The sequence below is a fragment of the Parachryseolinea silvisoli genome, from assembly GCF_021190955.1.
Classification (GTDB): Bacteria; Bacteroidota; Bacteroidia; order Cytophagales; family Cyclobacteriaceae; genus Ohtaekwangia; species Ohtaekwangia silvisoli.
Genome location: NZ_JAIOAO010000006.1, coordinates 97,860 through 124,371, shown reverse-complemented (window position 1 = coordinate 124,371; position 26,512 = coordinate 97,860). Strand labels below are relative to the sequence as shown.

The 26,512-nt window shown below is 53.2% G+C and carries 18 protein-coding genes; 9 read left to right on the top strand and 9 right to left on the bottom strand.

Features of this window, described 5'->3' with window-relative positions:
• Positions 1-8: 8 nt before the first annotated feature.
• The 3 genes from K7P01_RS28035 to K7P01_RS28025 form a co-directional block, all read right to left on the bottom strand.
• Positions 9-1,253 carry a PepSY-associated TM helix domain-containing protein gene (locus K7P01_RS28035; protein ID WP_267297911.1) on the bottom strand — a complete coding sequence of 415 codons (1,245 nt, stop codon included), beginning with the start codon at positions 1,251-1,253 and terminating at the stop codon, positions 9-11.
• 10 nt (positions 1,254-1,263) lie between these two features.
• Positions 1,264-3,678: a TonB-dependent receptor gene (locus tag K7P01_RS28030; protein WP_267297910.1), complete on the bottom strand. Its 2,415-nt coding sequence runs from the start codon at positions 3,676-3,678 to the stop codon at positions 1,264-1,266.
• Positions 3,679-3,826: 148 nt separating this feature from the next.
• Positions 3,827-7,654, bottom strand: a complete 3,828-nt coding sequence (locus K7P01_RS28025; protein WP_267297909.1) for a PKD domain-containing protein — start codon at positions 7,652-7,654, stop codon at positions 3,827-3,829.
• Positions 7,655-7,813: 159 nt separating this feature from the next.
• Between K7P01_RS28025 and K7P01_RS28020 the strand changes: the two genes are divergently transcribed.
• From K7P01_RS28020 to K7P01_RS27990, 7 genes are all read left to right on the top strand, one after another.
• A complete protein-coding gene (locus K7P01_RS28020; protein WP_267297908.1) occupies positions 7,814-9,001 on the top strand; it encodes a glycosyltransferase in 1,188 nt (395 codons plus the stop codon).
• Positions 8,989-9,600 carry an RNA polymerase sigma factor gene (locus K7P01_RS28015; RefSeq protein WP_254088015.1) on the top strand — a complete coding sequence of 204 codons (612 nt, stop codon included), beginning with the start codon at positions 8,989-8,991 and terminating at the stop codon, positions 9,598-9,600. The genes K7P01_RS28020 and K7P01_RS28015 overlap by 13 nt, the downstream gene beginning before the upstream one ends.
• A gap of 45 nt (positions 9,601-9,645) precedes the next feature.
• Positions 9,646-10,275: a 16S rRNA (guanine(527)-N(7))-methyltransferase RsmG gene (gene rsmG / locus K7P01_RS28010; RefSeq protein ID WP_267297907.1), complete on the top strand. Its 630-nt coding sequence runs from the start codon at positions 9,646-9,648 to the stop codon at positions 10,273-10,275.
• A gap of 104 nt (positions 10,276-10,379) precedes the next feature.
• The gene (locus K7P01_RS28005) at positions 10,380-10,925 is read left to right on the top strand and encodes a hypothetical protein (protein WP_267297906.1); all 546 of its coding nucleotides are present in this window, start codon (positions 10,380-10,382) and stop codon (positions 10,923-10,925) included.
• Between the two features lie 255 nt (positions 10,926-11,180).
• Positions 11,181-12,095, top strand: a complete 915-nt coding sequence (locus tag K7P01_RS28000; RefSeq protein ID WP_267297905.1) for a transporter — start codon at positions 11,181-11,183, stop codon at positions 12,093-12,095.
• Between the two features lie 11 nt (positions 12,096-12,106).
• The gene (locus K7P01_RS27995; protein ID WP_267297904.1) at positions 12,107-13,717 is read left to right on the top strand and encodes a phosphatase PAP2 family protein; all 1,611 of its coding nucleotides are present in this window, start codon (positions 12,107-12,109) and stop codon (positions 13,715-13,717) included.
• A 70-nt stretch (positions 13,718-13,787) separates the two neighbouring features.
• Positions 13,788-15,986 carry a TonB-dependent receptor family protein gene (locus tag K7P01_RS27990; RefSeq protein WP_267297903.1) on the top strand — a complete coding sequence of 733 codons (2,199 nt, stop codon included), beginning with the start codon at positions 13,788-13,790 and terminating at the stop codon, positions 15,984-15,986.
• 111 nt (positions 15,987-16,097) lie between these two features.
• Here the strand turns inward: K7P01_RS27990 and K7P01_RS27985 are convergent, their stop codons facing one another.
• The 4 genes from K7P01_RS27985 to K7P01_RS27970 form a co-directional block, all read right to left on the bottom strand.
• Positions 16,098-16,847 (bottom strand): lysophospholipid acyltransferase family protein, encoded by a 750-nt coding sequence (locus K7P01_RS27985; RefSeq protein ID WP_267297902.1) that lies wholly within the window; start codon positions 16,845-16,847, stop codon positions 16,098-16,100.
• Positions 16,848-16,993: 146 nt separating this feature from the next.
• Entirely contained in the window at positions 16,994-18,322 is a 1,329-nt protein-coding gene (locus tag K7P01_RS27980) for a Gfo/Idh/MocA family protein (RefSeq protein ID WP_267297901.1), read from the bottom strand.
• A 118-nt stretch (positions 18,323-18,440) separates the two neighbouring features.
• A complete protein-coding gene (locus K7P01_RS27975; RefSeq protein WP_267297900.1) occupies positions 18,441-19,421 on the bottom strand; it encodes a formylglycine-generating enzyme family protein in 981 nt (326 codons plus the stop codon).
• 65 nt (positions 19,422-19,486) lie between these two features.
• Complete coding sequence (locus tag K7P01_RS27970; RefSeq protein ID WP_267297899.1) at positions 19,487-20,680, bottom strand: RsmB/NOP family class I SAM-dependent RNA methyltransferase; 1,194 nt, start codon at positions 20,678-20,680, stop codon at positions 19,487-19,489.
• 88 nt (positions 20,681-20,768) lie between these two features.
• On the opposite strand from K7P01_RS27970, the gene K7P01_RS27965 reads away from it, so the two are divergent.
• A complete protein-coding gene (locus tag K7P01_RS27965; RefSeq protein WP_267297898.1) occupies positions 20,769-21,689 on the top strand; it encodes a hydroxypyruvate isomerase family protein in 921 nt (306 codons plus the stop codon).
• Between the two features lie 119 nt (positions 21,690-21,808).
• Positions 21,809-24,658, top strand: coding sequence for a CHAT domain-containing tetratricopeptide repeat protein (locus K7P01_RS27960; protein ID WP_267297897.1), 2,850 nt, complete (start codon positions 21,809-21,811; stop codon positions 24,656-24,658).
• 37 nt (positions 24,659-24,695) lie between these two features.
• On the opposite strand, the gene K7P01_RS27955 is transcribed toward K7P01_RS27960, so the two are convergent.
• Both K7P01_RS27955 and K7P01_RS27950 read right to left on the bottom strand, forming a co-directional pair.
• Positions 24,696-25,835, bottom strand: coding sequence for a PQQ-dependent sugar dehydrogenase (locus K7P01_RS27955; RefSeq protein ID WP_267297896.1), 1,140 nt, complete (start codon positions 25,833-25,835; stop codon positions 24,696-24,698).
• Positions 25,836-25,923: 88 nt separating this feature from the next.
• Complete coding sequence (locus tag K7P01_RS27950; protein ID WP_267297895.1) at positions 25,924-26,496, bottom strand: GDYXXLXY domain-containing protein; 573 nt, start codon at positions 26,494-26,496, stop codon at positions 25,924-25,926.
• Positions 26,497-26,512 lie beyond the last annotated feature (16 nt).

The following is a 26,512-nucleotide window of genomic DNA, read 5'->3' as shown; positions in this document are numbered from 1 at the left end:
TTCATAGTTTAATCCGCGTTAACCTCTTTTCGTCTTACAGGCAGGCGCGGCTTATAAGGTATGGTTGCCGTAACAGTCGCGGAAGCGGCGTCCTTCTTTTTCGCCTTGTTCATGCGCTTCCTCTCTTTCTTGCGCCGATGCAGGTACATAATAAAGCCCGTGATCGGCAGTGACGCACAAATTAACGATACAACGACAGCCAGTACTTGCGTGGGCCAGCCGTAAATCTTGCCGGTGTGGATGTCGTAGTTAGAATTGCGCCACTTCATGCCAAGCCCTTTGGCGTCGTGGGCTACCAACAGTGAGAGCGCGCCGGTGGCGCCGTTGTAATAAACATAGTCTGCGTTCTTCCACCACGAGTCACCATGGTAGTGCACAAGGCCGCCGACACGGGCGTTCTTTTTGGTGGGGAAGTTAAAGGTTACACGCAGAAGCTTGTCGGCGTTGTAGCGTTGCCGTACGTCTTGCCATGCGCGGGTAACACCTTCTGCTGTGGCTGTATAAGTCGTGTCACGTACGTTCAGATAAGCAACATCTTTTTTTGTCGAACCCATTGCGTTAAACACGCTTTCTTCCCACCACGCAAACGACCAGGTAAGGCCGGTCAGGGCAATGATTAGTGCGAAGATAAAGGCATAGAACCCGAGCACGTTGTGAAGGTCGTAGTTTACGCGCTTCCATTTAGCATTCCACTTGATAGCGATACTTTGTTTGATCTTGGCCACGCGTTGCGGCCACCACAGCACAATACCCGTAATGAGAATAAAAACAAAGATAGCGACAGACCAGCCCACGATCATATTACCAATATCGCGACGCAGCAGCAGGTTCTGGTGAATGCGGCGTACGAAATAAAAGAACTCTGTACTCTTATCGATTGTACCGAGCACCTGGCCGGTATAAGGGTTTACAAAAACCTGGTTGTAATAAAGGATCTCGTCTTTCTCCCACCAAGATGTGCTTTCGGGATTGCGCTTATTAGCGGAGAAACTATAGGCGCGCGCAGGATCGCCGTAAATAGAAACAAAATTGATAACCTTGTCTTCGCCGAGAGCCGCCTGCGCAGAGGCCTTTAATGTATTGATGTCGACCAGGGTCTTGCCCGGCTCGACGTGTGTAAGAGCAGGGTGGAAAACCTGAAAAAGCTCTTCTTCAAATACAAAGATGGCGCCGGTAATACTGACCACAACCACGACAATGCCGGAGATGATACCGAGCCAGCGATGTAAAAAAAGAAGAGCTTGTTTAATCATGATCCGTATATCAGAAAGTATAACCTAAGGTCACCAGGAAGTTATGCGGCTTTCCGGGAAAGAGGCGTATATAGTCATAGCCGCCTACCCAGTATGTTTTGTCGAAGATGTTGTTGAAGTTACATTGGATCTTGACTTTGTTCACGGTGTAATACAGGGCGGCATCCACCAGCAGGTAGTCCGGGATAGACTGTTGGGCGTTGATGCTCAGAACACGACGGCCCACATAGTTGGTGCCGAGGCCGAAGCCCAGGCCCGTGAAGTCACCACGCGGAATCGAGTAGCGTGTCCAGAAGCTGCCCTGGTGATGTGGCGCATTGGGCATTTGCCGGCCTACTTCTGCTTCGGTGAAGCTTTCTGTAATAGCGGCATCGTTGTACGAATACGTGGTAAGAATGCTCCAGTGCGGCAGGATGTGCCCGAGTACATCCAACTCGATGCCCCGCGAGCGGTCTTCGCCGATCTGACGCAGCAACTCCGGGTTGCCAGGGTCGTTGGCGTTCAGCAAGGTGCCCTGTTGCTCGATCTGGTATACGGCAACGGTGATCGATAACTGTTTCTCGAACCACTCGCTTTTGGCGCCAACTTCATACATCCGGCTCGTCAGCGGGTCGAACGGTCCCCCGGCATTGGGGTTCGAGATGGAAGATGCCGTTTGTGGATTATAGCCTTCCACATATGTGCCATACAGATTGATCTGTGGCAGTATGGAGTATACCACGCCCACGCGGGGCAGGAAGGCCTTTTGGCGTACGTTCTTTTCGTCACTTGTGCGATAGCCTACTTTGTCTATATAACGCTCGTAACGAACACCCAGCAGTGCCTGGAACTTGCCATACTTGATAAGGTCTTGCGCATAAGTGCCATGCAGGTTGTAGAATGTCGGGGCCTGCGCAGCTGTTACATACGTATATTTCGTCATGTCTTTCAGCCCTTGCGAGGCCAACGGGTTGCGCAGGTCGAAGTGCGGCACGTTCGGTACGAGGATGGCGTTGCCCTCGGCATCGACCCTGTTAAAGTATCCGCCCGCAGTAATCTGCGAGGCACCAGGCGGCAGTTCGTCTTGCGCATAGTCATAACCTACCAGGATTTTGTGCTCGATGGCGCCCGTGTTCGCGGTATAGTTAAAATAGGCCGACAGATTGTCGCTGTAGCGTCTGCGCTTCCGCTGGAACACCTGCATCGCGATGCGGTCGGTCATCGTCTGGCCTTGCTCATCGCGCGCGTAGGCATTGGCGCTCCGGTGCTCGAGCAGGTCTTCGTTATAGCCCGTCTTCAGATACCCTACGTTGAACGAAAGCCGCTCCGTAAACTGGTGGTTGAGCGATACCGAAATGTTATAGGTGTTTTCCTTCAGGAAGTCGTTGGCCGAGCTTAGCGCCAGGGACGTGGGCGTCGAGTACAGGTCGTTTTGCATGGTGGACTGTCCGCGGTCCAGCCGGCTGTCCGACTGGTTGTAAATAATATCGAGGTTCAGCCGGGTCTTCTCCGAGGCCAAAAATGAAAGCGATGGCGCAATGACAATGTTTTTGTCGAATTGCAGGTCGCGGAACGAGTTGGCGTCTTCATAGCCCAGGTTGATGCGGTATAGCAGCTTGCCGCCGTCGTTTACCGGGCCCGTAAAGTCGCCCAGCGCGCGGAACGTATTGAAGCTGCCGAACGAGAAGTCCAGGGAATTGCGTTGATAATCCAACGGCTTCTTCGTCACCCGGTTTACCACGCCGCCAGGCGTAGCGTTGCCGAACAGCGCCGAAGAAGGGCCTTTCAGCACCTCAACACGTTCCAGGTAGTTGGCCAGTGGCTGTTTCCAAAACCCCGTAGAGGTGCGCATGCCGTTGAGAAGCTGTGTGTTGCTCTGGCCATTGATGCGGTAGCCACGGATCGTGATATCGTCGTAGGTCGTAAACTGGCTCACACCGCTCATGTTCTTCACTGTTTCGCCTACACGCATCAGGCCCTGGTCGGCAATCAGCTCCTTTGTAACAAAGGCGGCCGACTGCGGCAGATCTTTCGCGGCCAGCTCGGTCTTCGAACCAATAAAGGTCTGGGAGTTTTTATACGACTGCTCCTTACGGCCGATGATCTCGATTTGCTGTAAGACGTTGTCGTTTTCTGTCAGCTCGAAGTCAAAGGTCTGCGACGAGCCGTCGGTTACAGTAATATTTTTTAGTTGCGGCGTATAACCCACCATGGACGTAGTAAGCCGGTATTGGCCTGGCGCCAGGCTCAGCTCATAGTGGCCATCGGCGTCTGACACGGTCCCGCCCGTGGTGCCCTCGGCCATGACCGACGCTCCGGGAAGTGACTCGCCTGCGGCATTTTTAATGGTGCCAGACACCCTGCCCGACTGGGCAAATGCCGTCGTGGCGGCCAGCAGCAAGACAAAAAAGATGATTCTAAAAAGGTTGGCGGAAAGATGGTGCATAGATGATCGTATACTAATGAGCCGCAAAACTAATTTAGACTCATTATCGATAGCAAGGTGCTCGCACGATAAGTGACGCAGATACCAATAAACACCTTTTGGAAGGGACCATCCGGGAAACTACCTACCCTGTGTAGGGTAGGTAATACTACTTGGATATGGTAACAGTGCCTTTGTAATTTCTGTCAGGACAGAATGCGTTGGTCACCGTATAGAAATAAACTCCGCTGGACAGACCGCCGCCCGTCCAGTTATTCTGGTAGTTTTTCTTTTTATAAACCGTACCGCCCCAGCGATTATATACAAGCAGGTCCCAGGCGCTATTCTCCAGCCCCTGCAATTCGAACGTTTCATTGGTGCCGTCGCCGTTGGGTGTAAAAATATTCGGGATCATGGTCAGCTTGGCCCGCACGGGCACCTCCTGCGTAACGGTAGAGGTACAGCCGGCAGCATTCAACGCGCGTAATTTTACCGGATAGTTGCCGTGCTTTTCGGTGGTGATGGTGGCCTCGGCATCTGTACCAACAGGATTATCGCCCACGTCCCACGACCAGGTCAGGTCCTGGTCGTCCGACTCCGCCCGCAGCGTAAAGCTCTCGCCTTCAAAAATACACCGCGGGCCATAGTCAAATTTGATAAGCGAAGAATCGCTGACGGTCACCTTTACGGTACTGGCTGAAATAACCTTACAATTTTTATCGTCGAACAACACCAGGGACACAATACGGTCGCCTGTGCCGGTATACGCGTGGCCGACGGTTGGTACCCCCAGGTCTACCACATTGCCGTCGCCAAAGTCCCAGCGGTAGATTTTCACGGCGTCGTTCAGTGGCGTGGCAACAAAGCCGATGGAGTCCATGACACAGGTCAGCCCGAACTTATCGTCCTCAAATGTGGCATCAGGCCCACCTACACGCACCAGCGCGTCGTGGGTAACGGTATCGCGGCAACCGTTCGCATCTGTTGTAAAAAGGGTGATATCGAATATGCCGGGGCGTGTATAGCTATAGAGATAGGTCTCGCCCGGCGCACGGTTTTCATGAGGTTGGATTTGTCCGTTGCCAAAGTCCCATTCCCACTTTTTAATATCACCTTCCGAAGTATCCGTAAACTCACTTAACAGTGGCGGGTCGGGGCATTCCGTAAAGACGTTAGCTGCTGTAAAGTCAGCTTCTGGTTTGGTGATCTCGATTGATTTGCTCACCGACTTCTTACAGCCATAGCCGTCCTCGACATCCAGCTTCACGACGTAAGAGCCCTTGTTGGGATAGGAAATAACCGGGTGCATGGTGGTCGAAGGAGTACTGGGAGACAAATCCCATCGCTGTGATGTGGTGTATTGCGAGAGATTGACGAGCTGAATCTGGTCGAACTTGCAAAAACCAAACTTGCCGGTAGAAGTCGTAAAGTCCGGAATAGGATTCGTAAAGACTACGGCATCATAGCGGATAAAAGAACATTGACCGTCGGCATTGGTCAGTGTTAGCTTTACCGGATAGTTACCCAACTGCGTATAGGTATGCGCGGGGTTAGGTCCTATGGCCGTGTTGCCATCGCCAAAGTCCCATGTCCAGGTATCAACGGGGGGATTAGCAGTAGAGGCATCGTTGAACTGCACGGCGAGTGCGTCGCACGACACGCCGCTGGCGATAAAATTAAAATTACCTTCCAGATTGAGAACACTTACCAACAACTCCGCGACAGCGGGGCAGCCGTCGGGGTCTTTGGCCGTCAGTGTCACTTTGAACTCGTCGTGATGATCATAACTGGCGGAGGCCTGAATGCCCGACTGTGCAGGAGCGCCATTACCAAAATCCCAATTCAGACTCGCAGCACCTTGGGATGTACTTTCAAATTTTACCGGCGCATTTTTACAAGGCCTCAGATTATCAATCGTAAAGCTCGCTTTAACTTCGTGGATGGCAACCGGTACGGGCTTGTCCACCGTACAGTGCGATGTGTTGTTGGTACCAGTAAGCTTGATGGTGTACTCGCCTGTAGCAGCATACCGATAACTGGCCACGTTGCCCGTTTTGATGGTGCCGTCGCCAAAATCCCACGTCTTGGTATCACATTTACTGGTGAGATCCTCTATCGTAACCTTATAAGGGTCCTGGCAGTCCTTTGTAATTTTAAAATCCACCAACGGATCGCCCACTGTGATCACGTTCGCTTTGGTCTCCGTGTCGGAACAACCGGCATTCTTCGCGATCATCGTAATCGTATAGGTACCTGGCTTCTCGTAGTAATGGCTCACGTTCGGGCCGTTCCCCGTATTGCCATCGCCAAAATCCCAGCATATAAAGACGGCATTCTTGGAGGTACTGGTAAAGTTTACATCCTCGTGCGGACAGACCTTACTTCTGTCAAATGTAAAGGCCGCCTCCGGCGTCACATCCGACACCGTCACCGCAGCGCTCATCGTGCTCGTGCAACCTTCGGGCGTACGGATCGTAAGCTTTACGGCATACGAGCCTTTACCATAGGTGTGCGTCGGATTTTTGCTCGAAGAAGTCGTATTGTCACCAAAAGACCACTGCGAAGTAAACGACGACGAAGACGTTGATTTATTGATAAAGTTCACGGTAAAGGGAGCACACCCCGCCAGCGACGGCTCGGTACACGATTGCGTCTTATTGGGCTCAAAGTACGCCTGGGGCTTGGCGGGTACCGACACCGGCATTTCCAGCTCCTTGCTGCAGTTAAGACTGTTGTAAGCCACCAGCTTCACCGTATAATTTCCCGGCCCAGCATAAGGGTATGCAAATGACGAAGCCGTCGAGTACAACGTACCATCCAGGAACCACTCCACACGCGTAGCCTTGGTCGACCTGTTTGTAAAGGTCACTTTATAGTTACAGTCGGCGGAAGTAGTAAAATTCGGAACAGGGTCAGGCACCACTTCAATGGTTTGCGTCACGACGGAGGCGCACGACTTACCAACCAGCAGCGCTTCGAGGCGCACGGTATAGGTACCCTCCGTTTTATAGACTATTGTGCCGGGGTCTTGCTCGTGGGAGACGGCGCCGTTCCCAAAGCGCCAAACCCATGAAATGGCCGGTGACGTAACGTTCGCATCAAAGGTCAGCGCCTGGCCGACACATACTTTTGTAGCCGAGGGCGTAACGCTCAGGCCTCCTTCACTGCCAACGTTGATGACGGCGGTGGTGGAAGTACCCTGGCAGCCGTTAGCGTCTGTGGCACGCAACGTAACCTTGTAGGCACCCTCCTTTGTAAACGGGTGTGACGGGCTGATCGCGGCGCTGCTTGTGCCATCGTTAAAATCCCACGAATAGGTGAAGGGCGCGGCGCCGTTCGTTTTGTTGGTAAATTTTACCGTAGCCGGCGCCTGGCAAAAAACGTCTTCATCGACCTCGAACGCGACATTCGGCCCGCGCGCCTCGGCGACGAAGGTCTGCAGACTGGTCTTCGAACAACCGTATTGGTTCGTCACGCGTACCGACACGGGGCGCGTGCCGGGTGCCGTGTAGGTATAGGTAGGGTTGCGTTCGGTGCTGGAACTGCCATCGCCAAACGTCCACAGCCAATTGGTATTCGCGCCCGAGCCGGGTGTGCTGGTGTCGCGGAACTCCACTTTCAGGGGAGTACAGCCTGTCGGTGGTGCCACGCTGGTAAAGCTGGGCGTCGGAAAATCGTACACGTGTATATACGCCGTGCGGACAGACTCTGACCCACCCGATACCCGTAGCGTGACCGTGTACGTTCCGGGGCCGGCATACACCGCGCTGGGGTTTTGCAACTTGGAGGTGTTGCCGTTGCCCAGATTCCAATCCCACGTCGTGGGTGATCCGGTGGACAGATCCTTAAAATTGATCGTTACCGGGAAACAGCCCGAGGTCTTATCCGACGTAAAAGCCGCAGTTTGGGCAAAGCAATGACCGGTCAGCCACACAGCCGCCAGGGTAAAAAGTATTCGCTTTTGCGCGCCCGGGAAAGACGCAATCGAGGGTATCATGTAGGGAAAGCAGTTATGATGATGTCGGTAAACTGATGATTAGTGTCTCCGAGGCAATCTATAGCACGAGTATAGTTACATTTTAGCAATCCGTGCGCGACACGTTAGTTTTTGATAACAATTGCAGTATTCCGGTAGACGGTAAAAAACCTCTTTGGCATGGCTTTTATCCTACAGACGGCCGTTTATCTTTGTAGCGCTAATCGAAAAGACACCTTGCAAATTCTACTCGCCATTTTTTTCGCGCTCGCTGCCGTACAGATCATCTATTGGATCGTTTTTCTGGCAGCCTTTTCGAAAAAGCAGTCCGCGCCGGCTACCGGCCGCCAGCTACCTGTGTCCGTCGTAATCTGTGCACACGACGAAGAGGCTAACCTCAAAGAGCTCGTACCAGCCCTGATGGCGCAGGACTATCCCGAGTTTGAGATCGTCGTGGTCGACGATCGCTCCAACGACGCCACCTTTGACTGGCTACTGGAAGAAACACGTAAAGACCACCGCCTGCGCATGGTGCACGTAAACCGCACGCCGCCACACGTCAATGGAAAAAAATATGGGGTCACCCTGGGCATCAAAGCCGCCAAATACGAGTGGCTATTGCTGACCGATGCTGACTGCCGCCCCAACAGCCGGAACTGGATCAGCAGCATGGCTGCCCGGTTTGATGAGCCGTCCGTCAGCTTCGTCCTGGGCTTCTCGCCGTACATCCGCATCCCAGGCTTTCTGAATATTTTCATCCGTTTTGAAACCTTGCTGACCGCCATGCAGTATATCGGATTAGCGTTGCTCGGCAATCCGTTTATGGGTGTGGGCCGCAACCTGGCATACCGCAGATCGATGTTCCTGGAGAATAAAGGCTTTAACAACTTTCTAAACGTGACCGGAGGGGACGACGACCTTTTCGTAAACCAGCACGCCCGGGGCAAGAACACCCGCGTGGTGGTAGGCGAAGAGTCGATGATGTATTCCATTCCCCACACACGGTGGGGCGCCTATTACACGCAGAAGACCCGCCACCTGTCGGTGGGCAAATTCTACCGGGCCAAACATCGGTTTTTGTTAGGCGCCTTCTCCGTAACATGGTTGCTGACATGGTTCCTGGGTCTTGGCTTGCTCATCGCGCTGCCCTTGCAAGCCGAGCCGCTGTGGATCGCACTGTACTCCGTCATCGGTGTACTGGTGCTCCGAACCGGCTTTATTTCCCTGATTTTGCACATAACTTCCAAGAAACTTGGCCAGAAGTTTGAGGCCTGGATGGTGCCTCTCTTAGATTTTATTTATGCGTTTTATTATCTTGTCACCGGCCTCACTGCGTTAGTTTCTAAAGAAGTACGATGGAAGAATTAGAAGAAAACAGGTTTTCCTCAAAAGCACTCGAAGATTTCCGGCTGATAGATAACGCGGTGGACGGGGATGATAAGGCCTTTGCGCGCCTGATGCAACGCTATAAGCGGCCCGTGTATCACATGATCCTGAAGATGGTCCGGAACGTAGACGACGCCGAAGACCTGACCATCGAGTCGTTTGCCAAAGCCTTTCGCAGCCTGCACCGCTTCAAAAAAGATTTTACCTTCAGCACGTGGCTGTTCCGCATTGCCACCAACAATACCATCGATTTCATTCGCAAGAAGAAGCTCAACACCCTGAGCATTGAAAACTCTTTCACGGACGACGACGGCCAGTCCGTGTCCATCGACGTAGAAGACGAGAACCTCGACCCGCAGGAAGAGGCCATCCGCATACAGAAGGCAGAGCTCATCCAGGTGTTCGTAGACAAGCTGCCGCCCAAGTACCAAAAGCTGGTACGCCTGCGCTACTTCCACGAGCTGTCATACGAAGAGATTGCCGAAGAGCTCGACGCGCCCCTGGGCACCGTCAAGGCGCAGCTCCACCGCGCCCGCGAACTGATGTTCGACATGGTGAAGAATAAACGCGATCATATTTAATTCCTGAAGACCCGGCCGGGCTACCGGCCCACTGTACTTTACATCGTGCAAGACGTCAGCATCATATACCACTACTTTCCCGACCTTACGGAAAAGCAAAAGCAGCAGTTCGCTGCCCTCTTTGATCTCTACAAAGACTGGAATGAAAAGATCAATGTCATTTCCCGCAAGGACATTGAAAACCTCTACATCAACCACGTGCTGCATTCGCTGGGCATTGCCAAAGTGATGGCCTTTAAGCCCGGCGCCCGCGTGCTGGATGTCGGTACAGGGGGCGGCTTCCCCGGCATACCGCTGGCCATCCTGTTCCCCGAGACGAGCTTCCACCTGGTAGACTCGATCGGCAAGAAGATCACCGTCGTAAACGGCGTAGCCGGCAGCCTGGGATTAACCAATGTCCATGGCGAGCAAATCCGCGCGGAACAAATAAAGGCGGAATACGACTTCATCGTAAGCCGGGCCGTGACGCGCATCAAGGAATTCTACCAGTGGGTACACCGCAAAACGCGCAAACAATCCACACACACGTTGGATAACGGCATTTTATATTTAAAAGGTGGCGATCTGGACGAAGAGCTGGCGGAGCTCAAAAAGCTGCACCAGATTTACGACCTGTCCGACTACTTTAAAGAGGAATTTTTCGAGACCAAAAAGGTCGTATTTGTGCCGCTGTAGAGAATATTTCGGGCGACTTGACCGCCTGCCCGTTCAGGAAACGATTTCGGTACGTTGTTTAATACGTGTAAATTTCTTAACTATGTATCCACCTGTACCGAACCGTGAGAAGAATTGTTGCGATAGCCCTCTTATTGCTCCTGCTCTTTAATGTGCTGGGCTTTTACGGTATTTTCATGGGGCTGCAATATCAAAACCGGCAGCAACTGGTGCAGCGCTTCGATGCTGAGCAATACGACGAATCCCAAACCATCACATTCAAAGTACCACTCTCCATTCCCTATGCGGGCGACCGGCAGGACTACGTGCGTGTAGACGGCGAGTTTGAGCACGAAGGGGAGTTCTTCCACATGATCAAACAGCGGCTCAGTCAGGACACACTTTACGTAGTGTGTGTCAACGACCAGCAAAGCAAACGCATTCACCGCGCCATGACCGACTACGTCAAAACCTTTAGCGATGACGCGTCGGGTGCGCAAGATCAATCCAAAACAATCGCACCGACCCTTATTAAAGAATACCTGATCGGCTTCCATGACATGGACCGGTCGTCTATCGGTTGGGCCCAGCCTGTCTCTCAGCACGGCGCCCTGACGATTTTTATTCCTTCCTTCCAGACTTCTATTATACACCCGCCTGAACGGGCTTAATGCCGAGGTGTATCCTTATTAACACGGCTGCGGCAGGTTAATCTCCGCTGGCCGCGACGTCTCAAATTCTTCTTTCATCATTCAATCAATCATCCTTCGCGATGGCACCTATTGCTGTAAACGCGCAACGACCCGACATAGGGTTGCTGTACTTCCGGCCTGAGATGGCCGACTTCTTAAACCATGCGGCCATTCCCCCGTGCGTGGCATGCCCGCCTTTGATGGATACACCCAAGTAACACCCAAATAACCTATATGAAGAAAATCTACCTGATCCTGATCGGGCTTTTACCAGCCCTCTCTTTTGCACAGAATCTAACAGACGGGCTCATGATGAGCTCCAAAAAGCTCTGTACGGGGCTCCTGTATACCCATGACCAGTGGACCGACTACTGGCAGGGTGAGAAGAAACGCGACAACGGCAACATCGGCCACGTGACAACACAAAGCGTGGCGTGGATGGGCACCTATGGCATTACAGACAAAGTGAACGTCATCGCCATGTTGCCCTATGTAAAGACTAAAGCCAGTGCCGGCACGTTGCACGGCATGGAAGGTATTCAAGATTTGTCGGTGGGCGTGAAGTATAATTTCTTCCGTCACAAGTCCGATAAGAATGCCTTCAACACCTTTGCCGTCATCAACTTCTCGACACCGCTGTCAGACTACACACCCGACTTCTTTCCGCTGTCGATCGGCACCCAGACCACCAACCTGCAATATCGCCTCACGGCGCACTTCAAAGTGCAGCAAGGCTGGTTCGTAAACGGCTCCGGCGGGTATACCTGGCGTAGCAACACCACGCTGGATCGCCCGGCCTACTTTGATGGTAATGAACAGTACAACACAGACGAGGTAAAAATGCCCAATGTGTTCGATGTTTTTGTTTCAGCCGGCTACCATAAAGGTGCCCTGCAGGCAGAGCTGAACTATATACAGCAGAATACACTCGGCGGCGCCGACATTCGCAAGCAGGACATGCCGTTTGTGTCCAACCGCATGAACTACATTAAAGCTGGCGTGCTGGTGATGTACTACTTGCCGAAGCCGCAAGGTCTTGCCGTGCGTGGTGCTGTGAACCGCACCCTGACGGGCCGTAACGTAGGGGAATCCACCACCTTTACAGCCGGCGCACTGTATACCATCAACTTCAATAAAAAGAACCTGTAACCGACCCGATCATGATAACCCGCAATCTATACCGCATTACACAAACAGCTTTCGCTGCCGGCTTGCTGCTGCTGGCAAGCTGTAACAAAGACATTGAGGATACCGAGATCCTCGCACCGCAGGCGCCTGCGGCCCTCGACGAAGATGCCGCGAACTGGGCCCCCGTCGATGCATCGGTCATGACCATCGAAAAGATCACAGGCATTGTCGAGAACTCAACACCCAAAGTATTTAACCCGCCGGCCGATGTAAGCTCTGACGCGTATAAAACAGAGCTGGCCGCGATCAAAGACCTGCAAAAGAACTTAACGAAAGAGCAACGGGGCGTAATCGAATATTGGAGCGGTGGCGGCGTGTTGCGCTGGAACCAGATTATGCGTGGCATGGTGGCGCGCTTCAACCTGCCGCCGGAACCGAATGCCGTCGGCGCGTATCCGGCACCCGATGCCGAGAACCCCTTCTCCGATCCGATGTTCCCGTTTGCCAACCCGCCGTATGCCGCGCGGGCCTATAGCTATGTAAGCGTAGCGCAATATGAAGCGTTGAAAGCAGCCTGGCACTATATGTATCAATACAACCGCCCGGCTCCCTATAAGAATGACAGTGAGATCAAGGCCCTGATGCCGGAAACAGATTTGCCTGCATACCCTTCACCCGATGCGGTAATGTCGGGCGTTTCCGTGGAGATGCTAAAACTACTGTTTCCTGTTGCGGTAGAAGAGATCACGAAGAAAGCGGCTGAACAACGCAACGCCGCGCTGTGGTCGGGTAAAGCTACTGCCAGCGACATTGCCGCGGGCCTTGCACTGGGCAAGTCCGTAGCGAACCTGTTTATCGCCCGCGCGCGTGGCGATGGCATGGGCGCCGCCGGGGGTAACAAAGCACTATGGCAGGCACTGGTCGACAGCTGTACCAAACGTGGCGAGCTCGCCTGGAAAAGCCTGGAAACACCGGCCCGCCCGCCGATGCTGCCGTTCTTTGGCTTGCGTAAAGACGCCAACAAAGGTACCAAGCTGTGGAGCATGACCGACGCCGACCTCGTGCAGTGTCGCCCGGTACCCCCGCCGTTTACGGCCTCAGCTGAAATGAAAGAAGAAACCGAGGAGGTAAAATGGTATTCCAAAAACCTGACCCGCGAGCGCCTGGCCATTGTACACAAATGGGCCGACGGTGCAGGCACTTACACACCCCCTGGCCACTGGAACGACATTGGCGCAGAATATATCCGCGATGCCCACTATAGCGAAGTACGCGCGGCGCGGGCCTTTGCCCTGATCAACATGACGCTGCACGACGCTGCCGTCGCTTGCTGGGATACGAAATTCTATTACTTCAACCCACGCCCGAGCCAGATGGACCCGTCCATCAAGACAGGCACCGGCGTGCCTAACTTCCCTGCCTTCACTTCTGGCCACTCGACTTTCTCCGGATCGGCGGCCACGGTATTAGGCTACCTCTTTCCGCAGCAGGCGCAGTACTTCCTGCTCCAGGCGACAGAAGCATCGTACTCGCGAATGTATGGTGCGATACACTACCGCTCCGACGTGGAGATGGGCCTTAAGCACGGCCAGACCATCGGCGGCTTTACCATAAACTTTGCAACGACAGACGGGGCCGATTAACCCATAAGTGCAAATCACCGGGAAGGGCTGGACCAAAGCCTTTCCCGGTTATCCGAACCACCCAGGACACATGACAAGACTTTTTACCGCGATTGTTTTTATGGCCAGCATCTCAGCAGGCTTTGCACAAACTGACTCGCTGAAGATAAAGCAGCTGAAGGAAGTTGTGATCCAGTCCAACCGGTATGAAGTAGAGCGTCTGCCGGCTACCCAGGGTACCTACCTGCTGGGCGGCCGCAAGAACGAAGTGCTGAACATACAGCAGATGAACGTAAACATAGCGGAGAAAACCCCGCGCCAGATCTTCGCCAAAGTGCCCGGCGTATTTGTATACGACATGGACGGCACCGGCAACCAAACCAACATCTCCACCCGCGGCCTCGATCCGCACCGCGGTTGGGAGTATAACATTCGCAAGAATGGCATCATCACAAACTCCGACATGTACGGCTATCCCGCCAGCCACTACAGCATGCCGATGGAAGCGGTAGAACGTATTGAAATGATACGCGGCACAGGCTCGCTGCAATACGGCGCCCAGTTTGGTGGTATGCTGAACTATGTATCCAAACACCCCGACACCACACGCGTAGCGGCCTACGAGACCATCAACACCGTCGGCTCGTTCGGGCTCTTTAGCACCTACCACGCGCTGAGCGGAACGGTCGGCAAATTCCAGTACTATGTATACTATAACAAACGAAAATCCGATGGCTACCGCGACAACAGTGACTCGGACTTCGATGCGCAGTCGTTTATGCTGGCGTATCGCCCCACCGATCGCATGACAATCAAGGCCGAAGTAGCGCGCTCAAAGTACATCTACCATATCCCCGGCCCGCTGACCGACAGCATGTTCCACGCCGATCCCCGCCAGTCGACACGTGCGCGGAACTACTTCAATCCAGCGATTTATGTGCCGTCGCTCTCCCTGGATTGGAAGCTTTCCGACCGTACGCGTCTGTCATGGGTACTATCGGCAGTGCTGGGTGAGCGCAACAGCGTGCAGCTCGACAAGCTGGCCACGACTAAAGACGTGATCGACCCAAATACACTCACCTACGCCTCACGCCAGGTAGACATCGATAATTTTAACAGCTATACCTCGGAGCTGCGCCTGTTGCATACTTATACCCTGGGAAAAACCGAGCATGTAGTGGTAGCGGGTGTACAGCTCTTTAACAACGACCTGCACCGCCGTCAGCTCGGCAAAGGCACCACGGGCGCTGACTTCGACCTGTCACTGATCGATCCCAACTGGGGCCGCGACCTGCACTTTAAAACCAACAACGTAGCCGTGTTTGTAGAGAACGCGTTCCGCTTGCTGCCGGGACTGTCAATCACCCCCGGCGTACGCGTAGAAATGGGTGAATCAAAAATGTCGGGTACTATATCGTACTATGATGCCGGCAGCTTTCCCGATAACATTGATCACACCTTTGCCCTCGGCGGCTTGAATATCGACTACATCACCCGCAAGGGAAACAACGTCTACGCAGGTTTTTCGCAGGCCTACCGCCCGGTAATCTTTAAAGACATCATTCCGGCCTCGGCATACGAGACCATCGACAAAGACCTGAAAGACGCCACGGGCTACAACATGGAGCTCGGGTATCGCGGCATCACCCATGGTCTGCGTTGGGATATAGGGGTATTTAGTCTGGGTTATGACAACCGCCTCGGTACGCTTGAACAGACGAACCCTGACAACGGCACGACCTATATATATCGCACTAATATCGGCAACTCCATGACCACAGGAGCCGAGATCTTCCTGGCATACAACCTGCGGTTAGGCGACTACAGCAACCTGTCGTTGTTTACCTCGACTGCTTTCTTCCACGCGCGATATACCGATGCTATTGTACGCTCGGGTAAAAATGCCGGGGGAAGTGCCCAATCGGAGAACATCGACATACGTGGCAACAAAGTGGAAACTGTACCCGATATGATCACCCGCAACGGTATCACCTTCTACTGGCACCGCCTGAGCGCGACAGCGTTGTATAGCTATACAGGGGAGAGTTATGCCGATCCGTTGAACACGGTAACACCCTCGAAAACCGGCGCCGTGGGCCTGGTACCTTCGTACGGCCTGCTGGATTTCAACGCGTCGTTCCGCGTCACGCAGCAGTGGATGGTAAGGGTTAACATGAACAACATGACAGATAAACAATACTTCACGAAACGCCCCAGCTTCTATCCGGGCCCAGGTGTCTGGTCGTCAGACGGCCGCTCGATGAACGTGACGGTAGCGTTGAAGGTATAGTACGAAAGATTTTGAATTAATAATTTGGGTTAGTTCAAACACACCCGCACGGCTCAGACTCACACGCGAGAGTATCCGGATAAGTCTTCATCTCTTGAAGGCTGTCCGGATTTACTTTTTTACAGGGGTATTCTTCACGATCATTTCGTGCATGATCGCAAACACCTTGTCTTTTAGCGCCACGGTATTAGCCGTGGTAAGCCCCGTCGTTTCAATGGGCTCGCCTACATAAATGCGGATCGTACCCGGGCGCAAATCAATAGTACCCGGCGGCATCAGCGGGCCCGCGCCCAATACAACCATCGGTAGAATAGGCTGTTGTGTATCGACGGCAATACGGAACGCCCCGTCCTTAAAGGGCTGCAGCAATTCCTTTGAACGGTTCTGCGTGCCCTCGGCGAAGATGAGGATCGAAATGCCCTGCTTTAAAAACATCTTGAGCCTATCGATGCTACGCTTGCGGCTCTCCGGGCTCGAACGATCTACGATGATGGTAGCCGCTTGTGCAATCCACCCAAACACCGGAATCTTCTTCAATTCTTTTTTCGCCAAGGGCCGGAACTGCCCGGGAATGATCATCCGAATGCCGGGAATATCGAGGAACGAGGTGTGATTGCTGACATAAATGTACGACGCGCCCCGTTTGAAATTTTCCGTACCATAAAACTCATACCGGATAAACGTAAGCTGACTAAAGATCCACGACCATGCATACAAAAACGCATAACCAATATTTCCAAAGCGCTGTCCCAACATAAACGGCACAACAATGCCCGGCAGCAGGATCAGCATAAACACCGTAAACACCAGAAAAACCCACACCTTATACAGCGTAAGCAGAATGAAACGAATGACTTTCAAAGCGTTGAATTAAAAAATCGACCGCGAAAGTTCCGAAACTTTTTTTAACAAACAAGCACAAAAAGGACGGAGGGAAGGGGGAAGGAGTGAAGGGGCGGGGAAAAGCCAGGCTCGGGAGATGCCCGAGCCTGGCCATGAATATTATGTTAAGAGAAATACCGCGTAACCCCCGGCGTAGCGATCGGATAAAACCCATTCGCATCCGGCTTCACCGGCATATCCGCATCCCAGGCGAACGTGGTCGGCATAATACTCAGCCCGGAGTTAAGTGTCTTATCCCACTCAATCACCTGTCCTGAATAAGTCGCCATCCGCCCCATGATCGCCGTCAATGTAGACTTCGCGCCATTCTCTGCGTCAGCAAACTTATATTCACCTTTCGCAATAGCAGCAAACAGCTCATCGTGCTCCGTCTGATACGGATTATTCTCATTCTTCCGGTCATACTTATACAAAGCCTTGCCCTTGCTGGTAATCTCCGCAGCACCACACTTCACAACCCCTTTCGTTCCCACCAGCATCTCATCCACAATCGCATACGTACCTTTGATGTGACGGCATTGGCTATTCAGTATCGTGCCATCGGCATAATGATACTCCACATAGTGGTGATCATAGATCTCGCCATATTCTTTACCCGTCCGTACCTGGCGGCCACCCAGGCCAAAAGCCTTCACCGGGTAATCGCCCTTGAACCAGTTCATCACATCGATATTGTGTATATGCTGTTCGTTGATATGGTCGCCGCACAGCCAGTTAAAATAGTACCAGTTGCGCATTTGATATTCCATTTCGGTTTGACCGGGCTTGCGCATGTTTACCCACACGCCGTCGTTGTTCCACCACACCTGGCCCGAAGTGATCTCGCCGATCATACCATCCTTCACGCGCTTGAGCAGCTCGCGATACGAGTTCTGGTAGTGACGTTGCAGACCCACTACCACGTTGAGCTTTTTCTTCTTGGCTTCTTCCGCTGCGCGCAGCACGCGCTGTATACCGGCAGGGTCCGTGGCCACGGGCTTTTCCATAAACACGTGCTTGCCCTGGCGAATAGCTTCTTCAAAGTGAATCGGACGGAAGCCGGGAGGCGTCGTCAGGATCACAACATCGGCCAGCGCAATAGCTTTCTGGTATGCGTCGAAGCCAACAAACTTGTTTGCTTCGGGAACGGCGACTTTAGCCTTCACGTTGCCCTCTTCCGAATTCTCGTCGGTAAGCGCAGCGTAGGCGCTGTCGAGGCGATCGCGGAAAGCATCGGCCATGGCCACAAGCTTTACATTCTGTTTGGTGAGCATGGCCTGCATCGCTGCGCCGGTACCCCGGCCACCGCAGCCAACCAGTGCGATCTTAATGGTATCATCTACCGAGTTGAAATAGCCGCTGGCATGGGATAAAAACGGAGCGGCCACCAGGCCTCCGGCCAGCAGGGAGGATTGCTTCACAAACTCCCGGCGTGATTGTTTATCTTCTTTCATGGTTCTAGTGTTTGGTATCGTTCGTTTTCTAAGCGAAGTAAAGTGAATATACACCTTCCGGCATTCCTTGCCACCGGCTTTTATACACCCGGTCGGAATGCGGGTTGACCTTAGCCTGTTATTTCAGGTACGATGCATAAAACGCATCGGCTTCCGCTGCTGTGGGCTGCGCCAATGGACGCACGATGCGGAAACCCATATACATGCCCTCGGTTAACCACCAGCGGCTTTTCGGTATCTGCGGGTCGCGTTTGTTCCACGCGGCATTAGACGGAATGCGGTTGGCCGTTCGCAGCATACTGGCATCGTCCAGGTACGAACCGCCGCGCGCAGCACGGGGATACCGTGAAGCCGGCGCCACCGTGGGATCTTTTGCACCGTCGGCCAGCGTGTTATAGGTAGCGGCATCGTATTGGTCCAACGTCCACTCGCTCAGGTTTCCGTGCATATCGTACAAACCCCAGGCGTTGGGCTTCAGCTGTTTTACCCGCTGATATTTACCGCCGCTGTTGCCGACAAAATAACCATACTCTGGCAACAGCTTAGGGTCGTTGCCAAAGGAATAGGCCGTCGTACTTCCCGCGCGACAGGCATACTCCCATTCTGCTTCGGTCGGCAACCTGTAGAAGATGCCGGTCTTGGTATAGAGCCATCGGCAATACACAATACAGGCTTGCTGACTCATGCTGTTGGCCGGGTGTTGCGGCTCACGGCCCATGCCCCACGTCAGGTCGATATACTGCGCCGTAGGGCGCGACACGGCATCAACGTCGATAGCCTTTGTCTGCGGCACATCCATATTCTTAAAGAAGGTATCCCACTCGGCAAATGTCACTTCGTGTTCTTCCATCCAGAACGAAGAAACTTCTACTTTCTTTTGCGGGCCTTCGTCCTCTTCACGTCCGGCTTCGGCCGCAACGCTGCCCAGGCTGAAGCTGCCGCCCTTGATCGGGATCATTTTAAACTTTACCGCAGCGCCGGGCACGGTCTGCTCGTACGGCAGAAAATCTTGCGCAGTAGCGATACTAAAGAAACAGGAAAAAGTCAGGACCAGGGTCAGTACAATACAGGAAAGCGGGTGGCAAAGCGGATGTCTCACGTCAGTCGTAAATGGTTAGGGCCTCAATATAGAAAAACCCATCCCCCGCTGCAACCACGGTGTACCTACGAGAGACGACGCAGCAGCGCCATATAGAATCCATCAAACCCTTCGGACGGCCAGGCGTGCGCTTCGTCCAGCAGGTCAAAACGTCCGTTTTGCGTCTCCAGGAATTTTTTTACCTGGACTTCATTTTCAGAAGGCATGATGCTGCACGTGGAGTATACCATCAGCCCACCGGGTTTGAGCATTTCACAATAATCGTTGATAATGTGCTGTTGCAGCTCGCGCACGTTCTGAATAAACTCCGTCGAGAGCTTCCACTTGGCGTCGGGGTTGCGTTTTAACACACCCAGGCCGGAGCACGGCACGTCGAGCAGTAGCCTGTCCGCTGACTTCTCCAGGCGCTTGACCGTCTTGGAAGAGTCGATAACACGGGTCTCGATGTTACTCGCGGTGGCGCGCCGGGCACGTTTCTTAAGCTCTTCGAGCTTCCACTCTTCGGTGTCCATCGCGAGAATACGTCCTTTGTTCTGCAACAGCGAGGCAATGTGTAGGGTCTTGCCACCCGCACCCGCACAGGCGTCTACCACGCGCATGCCAGGCTCCAGCCGCATGAACGGCGCGATCAGCTGGGAGGCAGCATCCTGCACTTCGAAAAGACCTTGTTTAAAAGCGGGCAGCCGAAATACATTCTGTCGGCGCTCAAGCACCAACGCATCCGGCACGTCGGGCAGCGTGGCGGTTTCTACCTGCTCTTCCAGCAACATAGCCCGCAGCTCGCGCAGGGACGTCTTGAGCGTGTTGGTGCGCAGCACTACCTCAGCCTCTTCGTTGAGGGCATGCAGCTCGTCATCCCACCGGGCGCCGAGCTCCTGCTCCCCCAGGTCGTCTAGCCAGTCGGGAATCGATTCGTTAATACGGCGGATCTGCTGAAACTTCTCTAAGCGGGCCCGGATCTTGTCGGGGTTCAGACCTTTGAGCTCATCCCATTCGGGCATGGGCACGTCATGCAGCACACACCAGCCGCCCAGCAGTGACCAATAATCGTTTGACGGAGTGTCGGTCAGGGTTTGGAGGAGCCGGTACCAGCGCACAATGTCGTATGTAGTCTCGGCGATAAACCGCCGGTCGCGGGCACCCCATTTCGGATTTTGTTTTAATACTTTTTCGATCACCTTGTCGGCGAACTTGCCTTGCTCGAAGATCATTTCCAGTGACTGGATTACGGCACGGGCAATGTTAACGTAGAGTTTCATGTGGGTGCGAAGATACTAGGCTTAGGGGAATAAGGAGAGAATTTTTACCTTGTATCAAAACGACCCGGCCCCTTAAACCCCGATAACCATGAAACGCAGAAACTTTTTGCAAAAAAGCCTGGCCGCTGCCGCCTCTACCGCAACGCTCGGCGGCGCCCTGGCTACTGTCGCTACCGCACGCCCCACGGCCGCTGCCGAAAAACCATTTAAGCTCAACTACGCCCCCCATGACGGCATGTTTGCCAACCACGGCGGAAAGGACTTCGTCGACCAGATTAAATTCATGTACGACCAGGGCTTTCGCGGAATCGAAGACAACGGCATGCTCGGCCGCAGCAAAGAACAACAAGACAAGATCGGTGCTACCCTGGCCAAGCTCGGCATGACCATGGGCGTATTTGTGATCGACACCGGCAACAACTGGAAGGTATCGCTTACCAGCGGCAAACAAGAATTTAAAGACAACTTTATCGATACCTGCAAACGCTCCGTCGAGCTGGCCAAACGCGTCAACGCCAAGTGGGCTACCGTGGTACCCGGCTTTTACGAACGCCACTTACCCATCGGCATTCAAACAGCCAACGTCGTGGACGCCCTGCGCCGCGGTGCTGAAGTACTGGAACAAGGAGGTCTGATCATGGTGCTGGAACCCCTGAGCGACACCCCCGAGCTCTTCCTGCGTTACTCCGATCAGACGTATGAGATCTGCAAGGCAGTCGACAGTCCATCGTGCAAGATCCTGTACGATATATACCACATGCAGCGCAACGAAGGCAACCTCATTCCGAACATCGAAAAGTGTTGGGATGAAATCGCCTACGTCCAGATCGGCGACAACCCGGGCCGCCACGAGCCCACTACCGGCGAGATCAACTATAAGAACATCTTCAAATACCTCTACGATCGTGGCTACCGCGGCGTCATGGGCATGGAGCACGGCAACGCCAAAAGCGGTAAAGAAGGCGAGCTGGCACTGATCAAGGCGTATCGGGAAAGTGATAATTTTTAAACCCTACATAACCGTGGGGGATAATTTTAAAACAGGCCGTTTCACCTAAGAGACGGTCTGTTTTTTTTGAGTGATAGCGGCAAGACTTTTGTAGATTTGAACTCCCTAAAAAACCCTCTATGAAACTTGGCTGGATAACCCTCCTTTTTCTCTCCCTCACGTTTACCCTGAACGCTCAAATACTCAAAGACCTCCAAAAGGCGGCAACCGACACCGGAAAAAAACTGAACACCAAAGAAAACCGCGACAAGGTTGCTACCATCGTGCTCAAGGACATGGAAAAGGCGCGTGCCGAATTCGACTCCACGGACTTTGATTATGCCATCCTCGTGAGCGACAACTCCGGTCTGTTCGACCTCAAGGAAAAAGGCGAGAGCGCCGCGCGCTTCACTTCTGTTGTAGGACTCGGCTCGTCCTATCTAAAAAACGATGAGCTGGCCGATGCCGAAAAAGCACGCTTCCACCGTGAGATGGGCGAGGTGTGGTATGCCAATGGTAAGTTTAAAATGGCAGAAGCGAAATTCACCGCCGCTAAAGCGGCCTACGAAAAAGCCAACCTGCGCGAAGACATGGGCTATATCAAAACCCTGTCAGACCAGGGCCTGCTCTATAACACCATGGGCCGCTTCACGCAAGCCGAAGGCGCTACCGCGGAAGCCCTCGACATGCGCGTAACCAAATTCGGCGCCAATAACCTGAGCGTGGCGGCATCCCAAAACAACTACGGCGTATTGAAGTATAACCTGGCCCGCTACAACGAAGCCGAGAAAGACTTCGAAGCCGCGGAGACCGTCATCAATACAAACAACTTGCAGGCCGCCATGCAGCATGCCATCGTGCTGAACAACCAGGCCATGCTGTTCCAAACCATCGGCCGCCTGGAAGAAGCCGAAAAGAAATTGAAAGAAGGAGTAGCCATTGCCGAAAAGATTCAGGGCTCCAAATCTAAAAACAACCTGCGCTTCCTGGCCAACCTCGCCCTGCTATACCAGCAGATGGGAAAATATACCGAAGCCGAAACAATCTATACTGGCATGGAGAAACGTCTGGGTAAAAACAATCCCGACTACGCCGCCATGCTCAACAATCAAGCAGCCCTGTACATGGTCATGGGCAAAGAAGACAAAGTCGAAGACTTACTGAAGCGCTCTGCGGCGATCTACAAATCAAAGCTTACGGAAGATAGCCCCGCGTATGCCCGGGCTGTGAGCGACCAGGGTAATTTCTATCGATACAAAGCCCGGTATAGCGAAGCCGAACCCCTGCTCGAAAAAGCATTGAGCGTACGCGAAACAACACTCGGCAAGAACCACCCCCTATACGTACAGTCGCAGGAAGACCTCGCCATTCTCTACTGGAAACAAAAGGCATGGGACAAAGCCTTCACGATGTATCGCGAGGCGATGGATAAATCACTCGACTTCGTCAGCAAGTACTTTCCCCCCATGAGCGAAGCCGAAAAGACGAAATATTGGGATGTACTCTCGCCGCGCTTCCAACGCTTCTATAATTTTGCCGTAGAAGCCAGCCCCGAAAATCCGCATGTGGTAGGCGCCCTGTTCGACTACCGCATGGCCACCAAGGCCTTACTGCTCAACTCAACAAATAAGGTCAAGAAAACAATCTTCGCGAGCAAAGATCCCGCGCTGATCGGTGACTACATCACCTGGCTGGATCAAAAGGAAACGCTCGCCCGTCTCTATGCCTACTCCAAAGACGAGTTGAAACAACAGAAGATCAACCTCGATTCATTAGAGCGTGCCGCCAACGCCATGGAGCGCAGCCTGTCACAACGCTCGGCAGACTTCTCGTCCGGTTACGCCACACAAAAGATCGGCTACGGTCAACTCGCCGGACTACTGACCGATACCGAGGCCGTGGTAGAGATCGTACGCCTGCAAAAATTCGATCAGAAGTTTACCACCGACGCGCGTTATTTAGCATTGGTGCTGACGAAAGGTGCCGAATCGCCCAAACTGGTGGTACTCGAAAACGGCCAACAGCTCGATACACGCTATGCCAAATTCTACCGCAATGCTATCCAGACACATGCCGACGACAATTACTCCTACGACCAATTCTGGGCACGCATCGAGCCAGCGCTCGCAGGCAAAAAGCTCCTCTACCTTTCGCCTGACGGCGCCTACAACCAACTAAACATCAATACACTTAAAAAGCCCGACGCCGACTACCTCGTCAACCGCTACGACCTGGTAGTATTGGGAAACTCCAAAGACCTGATCGCCCTCAAAGGACGCAAGCCCCGTACCACAAAAAAGAATGCAACGCTCCTGGGCTTCCCCGACTACGGTGCCGGCGACATCAATCCGCTGCCGGGCACGAAGGTAGAGATCGACAACGTCAACAAAGTATTGAAAGCATCCGCCTACCAGGTAACACAGTTCACACAGAAGACAGCAACCGAAAAGAACCTCAAGGCCGTAAAGGCACCCACGCTGCTACACGTCGCGACCCATGGCTACTTCCTGCAAGACGTAGAAGAGACCGGCAACGCCTTTGGCGTACAACTTGAAAACGCAGGCAACAACCCACTGCTCCGCTCGGGCCTGTTGTTAGCGGGAGCCTCAGGCACCGCCAGCGGCACACGTGCGCCGGACCTGGAAAGCAATGACAACGGTGTGCTGACAGCCTATGAAGCCATGAACCTCAACCTGGACGGTACCAGCCTGGTGGTACTAAGCGCCTGCGAAACAGGCCTGGGAGACATAAAGGCAGGGGAGGGAGTATACGGCCTGCAACGCGCCTTCCTGGTAGCCGGTGCCGAAGCCCTGATCATGAGCCTTTGGAAAGTAGACGACGCCGCCACACAAATGCTGATGAGCAACTTCTATACCCAGTGGATCAAACTGGGCAACAAACAAAAAGCCTTCAAACAAGCCCAACTCCAGCTAATGACAAAATACAAAGACCCATACTACTGGGGCGCCTTTGTAATGATGGGCATGTAAGCAAAAAAAACAGGCCTTCAACGAAGGCCTGTTTTTTTTACTGCGGAATTATCTTCAGAACCATCCCCGGACTCTCGGTCGCCACATACAAGAACCCATCCGGCGACTGCACAACCGCCCGCACCCGTCCGATTTTATCCAGCAATTTCTCATCATGCACCGACTTATTCTCGGCACTCACCTCAACCCGGTGCACATGCGTAAGCGCCAGCGCTCCTACTAAAAAATTCCCCTTCCATCCCGGATACTGATCGCCGCGCACCCGCACCAACCCACACGTTGCAATGGACGGTACCCAATAATGCACCGGCTGTTCCATACCTTCCTTAGCGGTAATATCCGTAATCGGTGTGCCATCATAGTTTATACCATACGTAATAACCGGCCAGCCGTAATTCTTCCCCTTCTCCACCTTATTCAACTCGTCACCACCCTTGGGACCATGCTCAACATCCCACAGTGTCTCCGTGGCGGCATCATACACCAACCCTTGCGGATTACGATGCCCATAGCTCCAGATCTCCGACTTGGCACTGTCTATCCCCACGAAGGGATTATCCGTCGGCACCGTACCATCTTCATTTAGCCGCAGCACCTTGCCCAGGTGGTTGCTAAGTTTCTGCGCGTTCGCCTTTGTACCACGCTCACCCGACGAAAAGAAAATATGCCCTTTACCATCAAACACAATCCGCGAACCAAAGTGCACATCCGAATTAGCAAACGGCTGTGCCGAGAACAACTCCTGGAAATCCGTGAACGCATTACCTTGAAGCTTGGTGCGGGCAATCGTGGTGCCGCCACCGCCTTCGCCGGGCTTCGCGTAGCTTAGGTAAATCCAGCCGTTGTTGGCATAATCAGGGTGCGCAACAATGTCGAGTAACCCACCTTGCCCGTTGGCATAAACAGAAGGTACATTTTCAATCTTCTCATCCAGTAACTTGCCATCCTGAATGATGCGAATCTCACCCTTGCGCTCGGTCACGAGAATCCGGCCGTCAGGAAGAAATGCCATACCCCACGGATTTTCCAACCCGGTAGCGACAGTATCAACACCAAAAGCTTGTTTTTCAGATTGGGTGACCGCCCCGTTGTAGGCTGCAGAATCACCAGGTTTATCAGAACATTGTGTCAGCGCGAAGGTCATGCCCGACAAAAACAGAAGTACGTATTTTTTCATGATTGTATAAAGGAACAAAGATAGAATACGGAGGTATTCAGCCGAACAAACCCGTACCAACACCGGCTTGAGCCTGATGAACGGCGTGTTATTCCGACTTATTATTCATTTCCCGCACAATGTCGGCAATAGGCCGGTCGTTAACCATAACATTTTCCAACGCTGCTTGCCCATTACGCACACGAATCGTAGCATACACCTGCTGCGTCGAGTCCGACCGCGATTCCCAGTAAAGCCGCTCAGCTTCGGAGGCTTTCGACTCTTCGAGATAAAACCGCTCAAAAGGATATTCGAATACTACGGTGGCAGGGGTGCCGCTTTCGACATACGAAATGCGCACTTTGATATAGTCATCACCTTCCTGCTCGTAAAGGGAAGCGCGCGAAATGCGGCCGTAGCCGGCCGAGTCGGCCAGTGTAATGTACATATACTCATGGCCAATCCACTCCTGATAGTCGTTCACCGTCACCTGATTTTCAGAAAAATTCAGGATGATATATTTTCCCCGGAAGGGGTCACTCGGGTCGATCGGGGCGGTTTGTAATTTAAATAGCCGCCCCTCCGATAAGATTGCCTCCTGGTCGAGAATCGTCTTGAAAGGGATGAACCACTGTGCCAGGCACATGACCACAAAGGCAACGATGATCAATGTTTTTTGCATGATACGATCAATAAAA

Coding starts and splice junctions, on each gene's coding strand:
- K7P01_RS28035 (WP_267297911.1), bottom strand. CDS start 1,253: ATGATTAAACAAGCTCTTCTTTTTTTACATCGCTGGCTCGGTATCATC.
- K7P01_RS28030 (WP_267297910.1), bottom strand. CDS start 3,678: ATGCACCATCTTTCCGCCAACCTTTTTAGAATCATCTTTTTTGTCTTG.
- K7P01_RS28025 (WP_267297909.1), bottom strand. CDS start 7,654: ATGATACCCTCGATTGCGTCTTTCCCGGGCGCGCAAAAGCGAATACTT.
- K7P01_RS28020 (WP_267297908.1), top strand. CDS start 7,814: ATGGCTTTTATCCTACAGACGGCCGTTTATCTTTGTAGCGCTAATCGA.
- K7P01_RS28015 (WP_254088015.1), top strand. CDS start 8,989: ATGGAAGAATTAGAAGAAAACAGGTTTTCCTCAAAAGCACTCGAAGAT.
- K7P01_RS28000 (WP_267297905.1), top strand. CDS start 11,181: ATGAAGAAAATCTACCTGATCCTGATCGGGCTTTTACCAGCCCTCTCT.
- K7P01_RS27995 (WP_267297904.1), top strand. CDS start 12,107: ATGATAACCCGCAATCTATACCGCATTACACAAACAGCTTTCGCTGCC.
- K7P01_RS27990 (WP_267297903.1), top strand. CDS start 13,788: ATGACAAGACTTTTTACCGCGATTGTTTTTATGGCCAGCATCTCAGCA.
- K7P01_RS27980 (WP_267297901.1), bottom strand. CDS start 18,322: ATGAAAGAAGATAAACAATCACGCCGGGAGTTTGTGAAGCAATCCTCC.
- K7P01_RS27970 (WP_267297899.1), bottom strand. CDS start 20,680: ATGAAACTCTACGTTAACATTGCCCGTGCCGTAATCCAGTCACTGGAA.
- K7P01_RS27965 (WP_267297898.1), top strand. CDS start 20,769: ATGAAACGCAGAAACTTTTTGCAAAAAAGCCTGGCCGCTGCCGCCTCT.
- K7P01_RS27960 (WP_267297897.1), top strand. CDS start 21,809: ATGAAACTTGGCTGGATAACCCTCCTTTTTCTCTCCCTCACGTTTACC.
- K7P01_RS27955 (WP_267297896.1), bottom strand. CDS start 25,835: ATGAAAAAATACGTACTTCTGTTTTTGTCGGGCATGACCTTCGCGCTG.
- K7P01_RS27950 (WP_267297895.1), bottom strand. CDS start 26,496: ATGCAAAAAACATTGATCATCGTTGCCTTTGTGGTCATGTGCCTGGCA.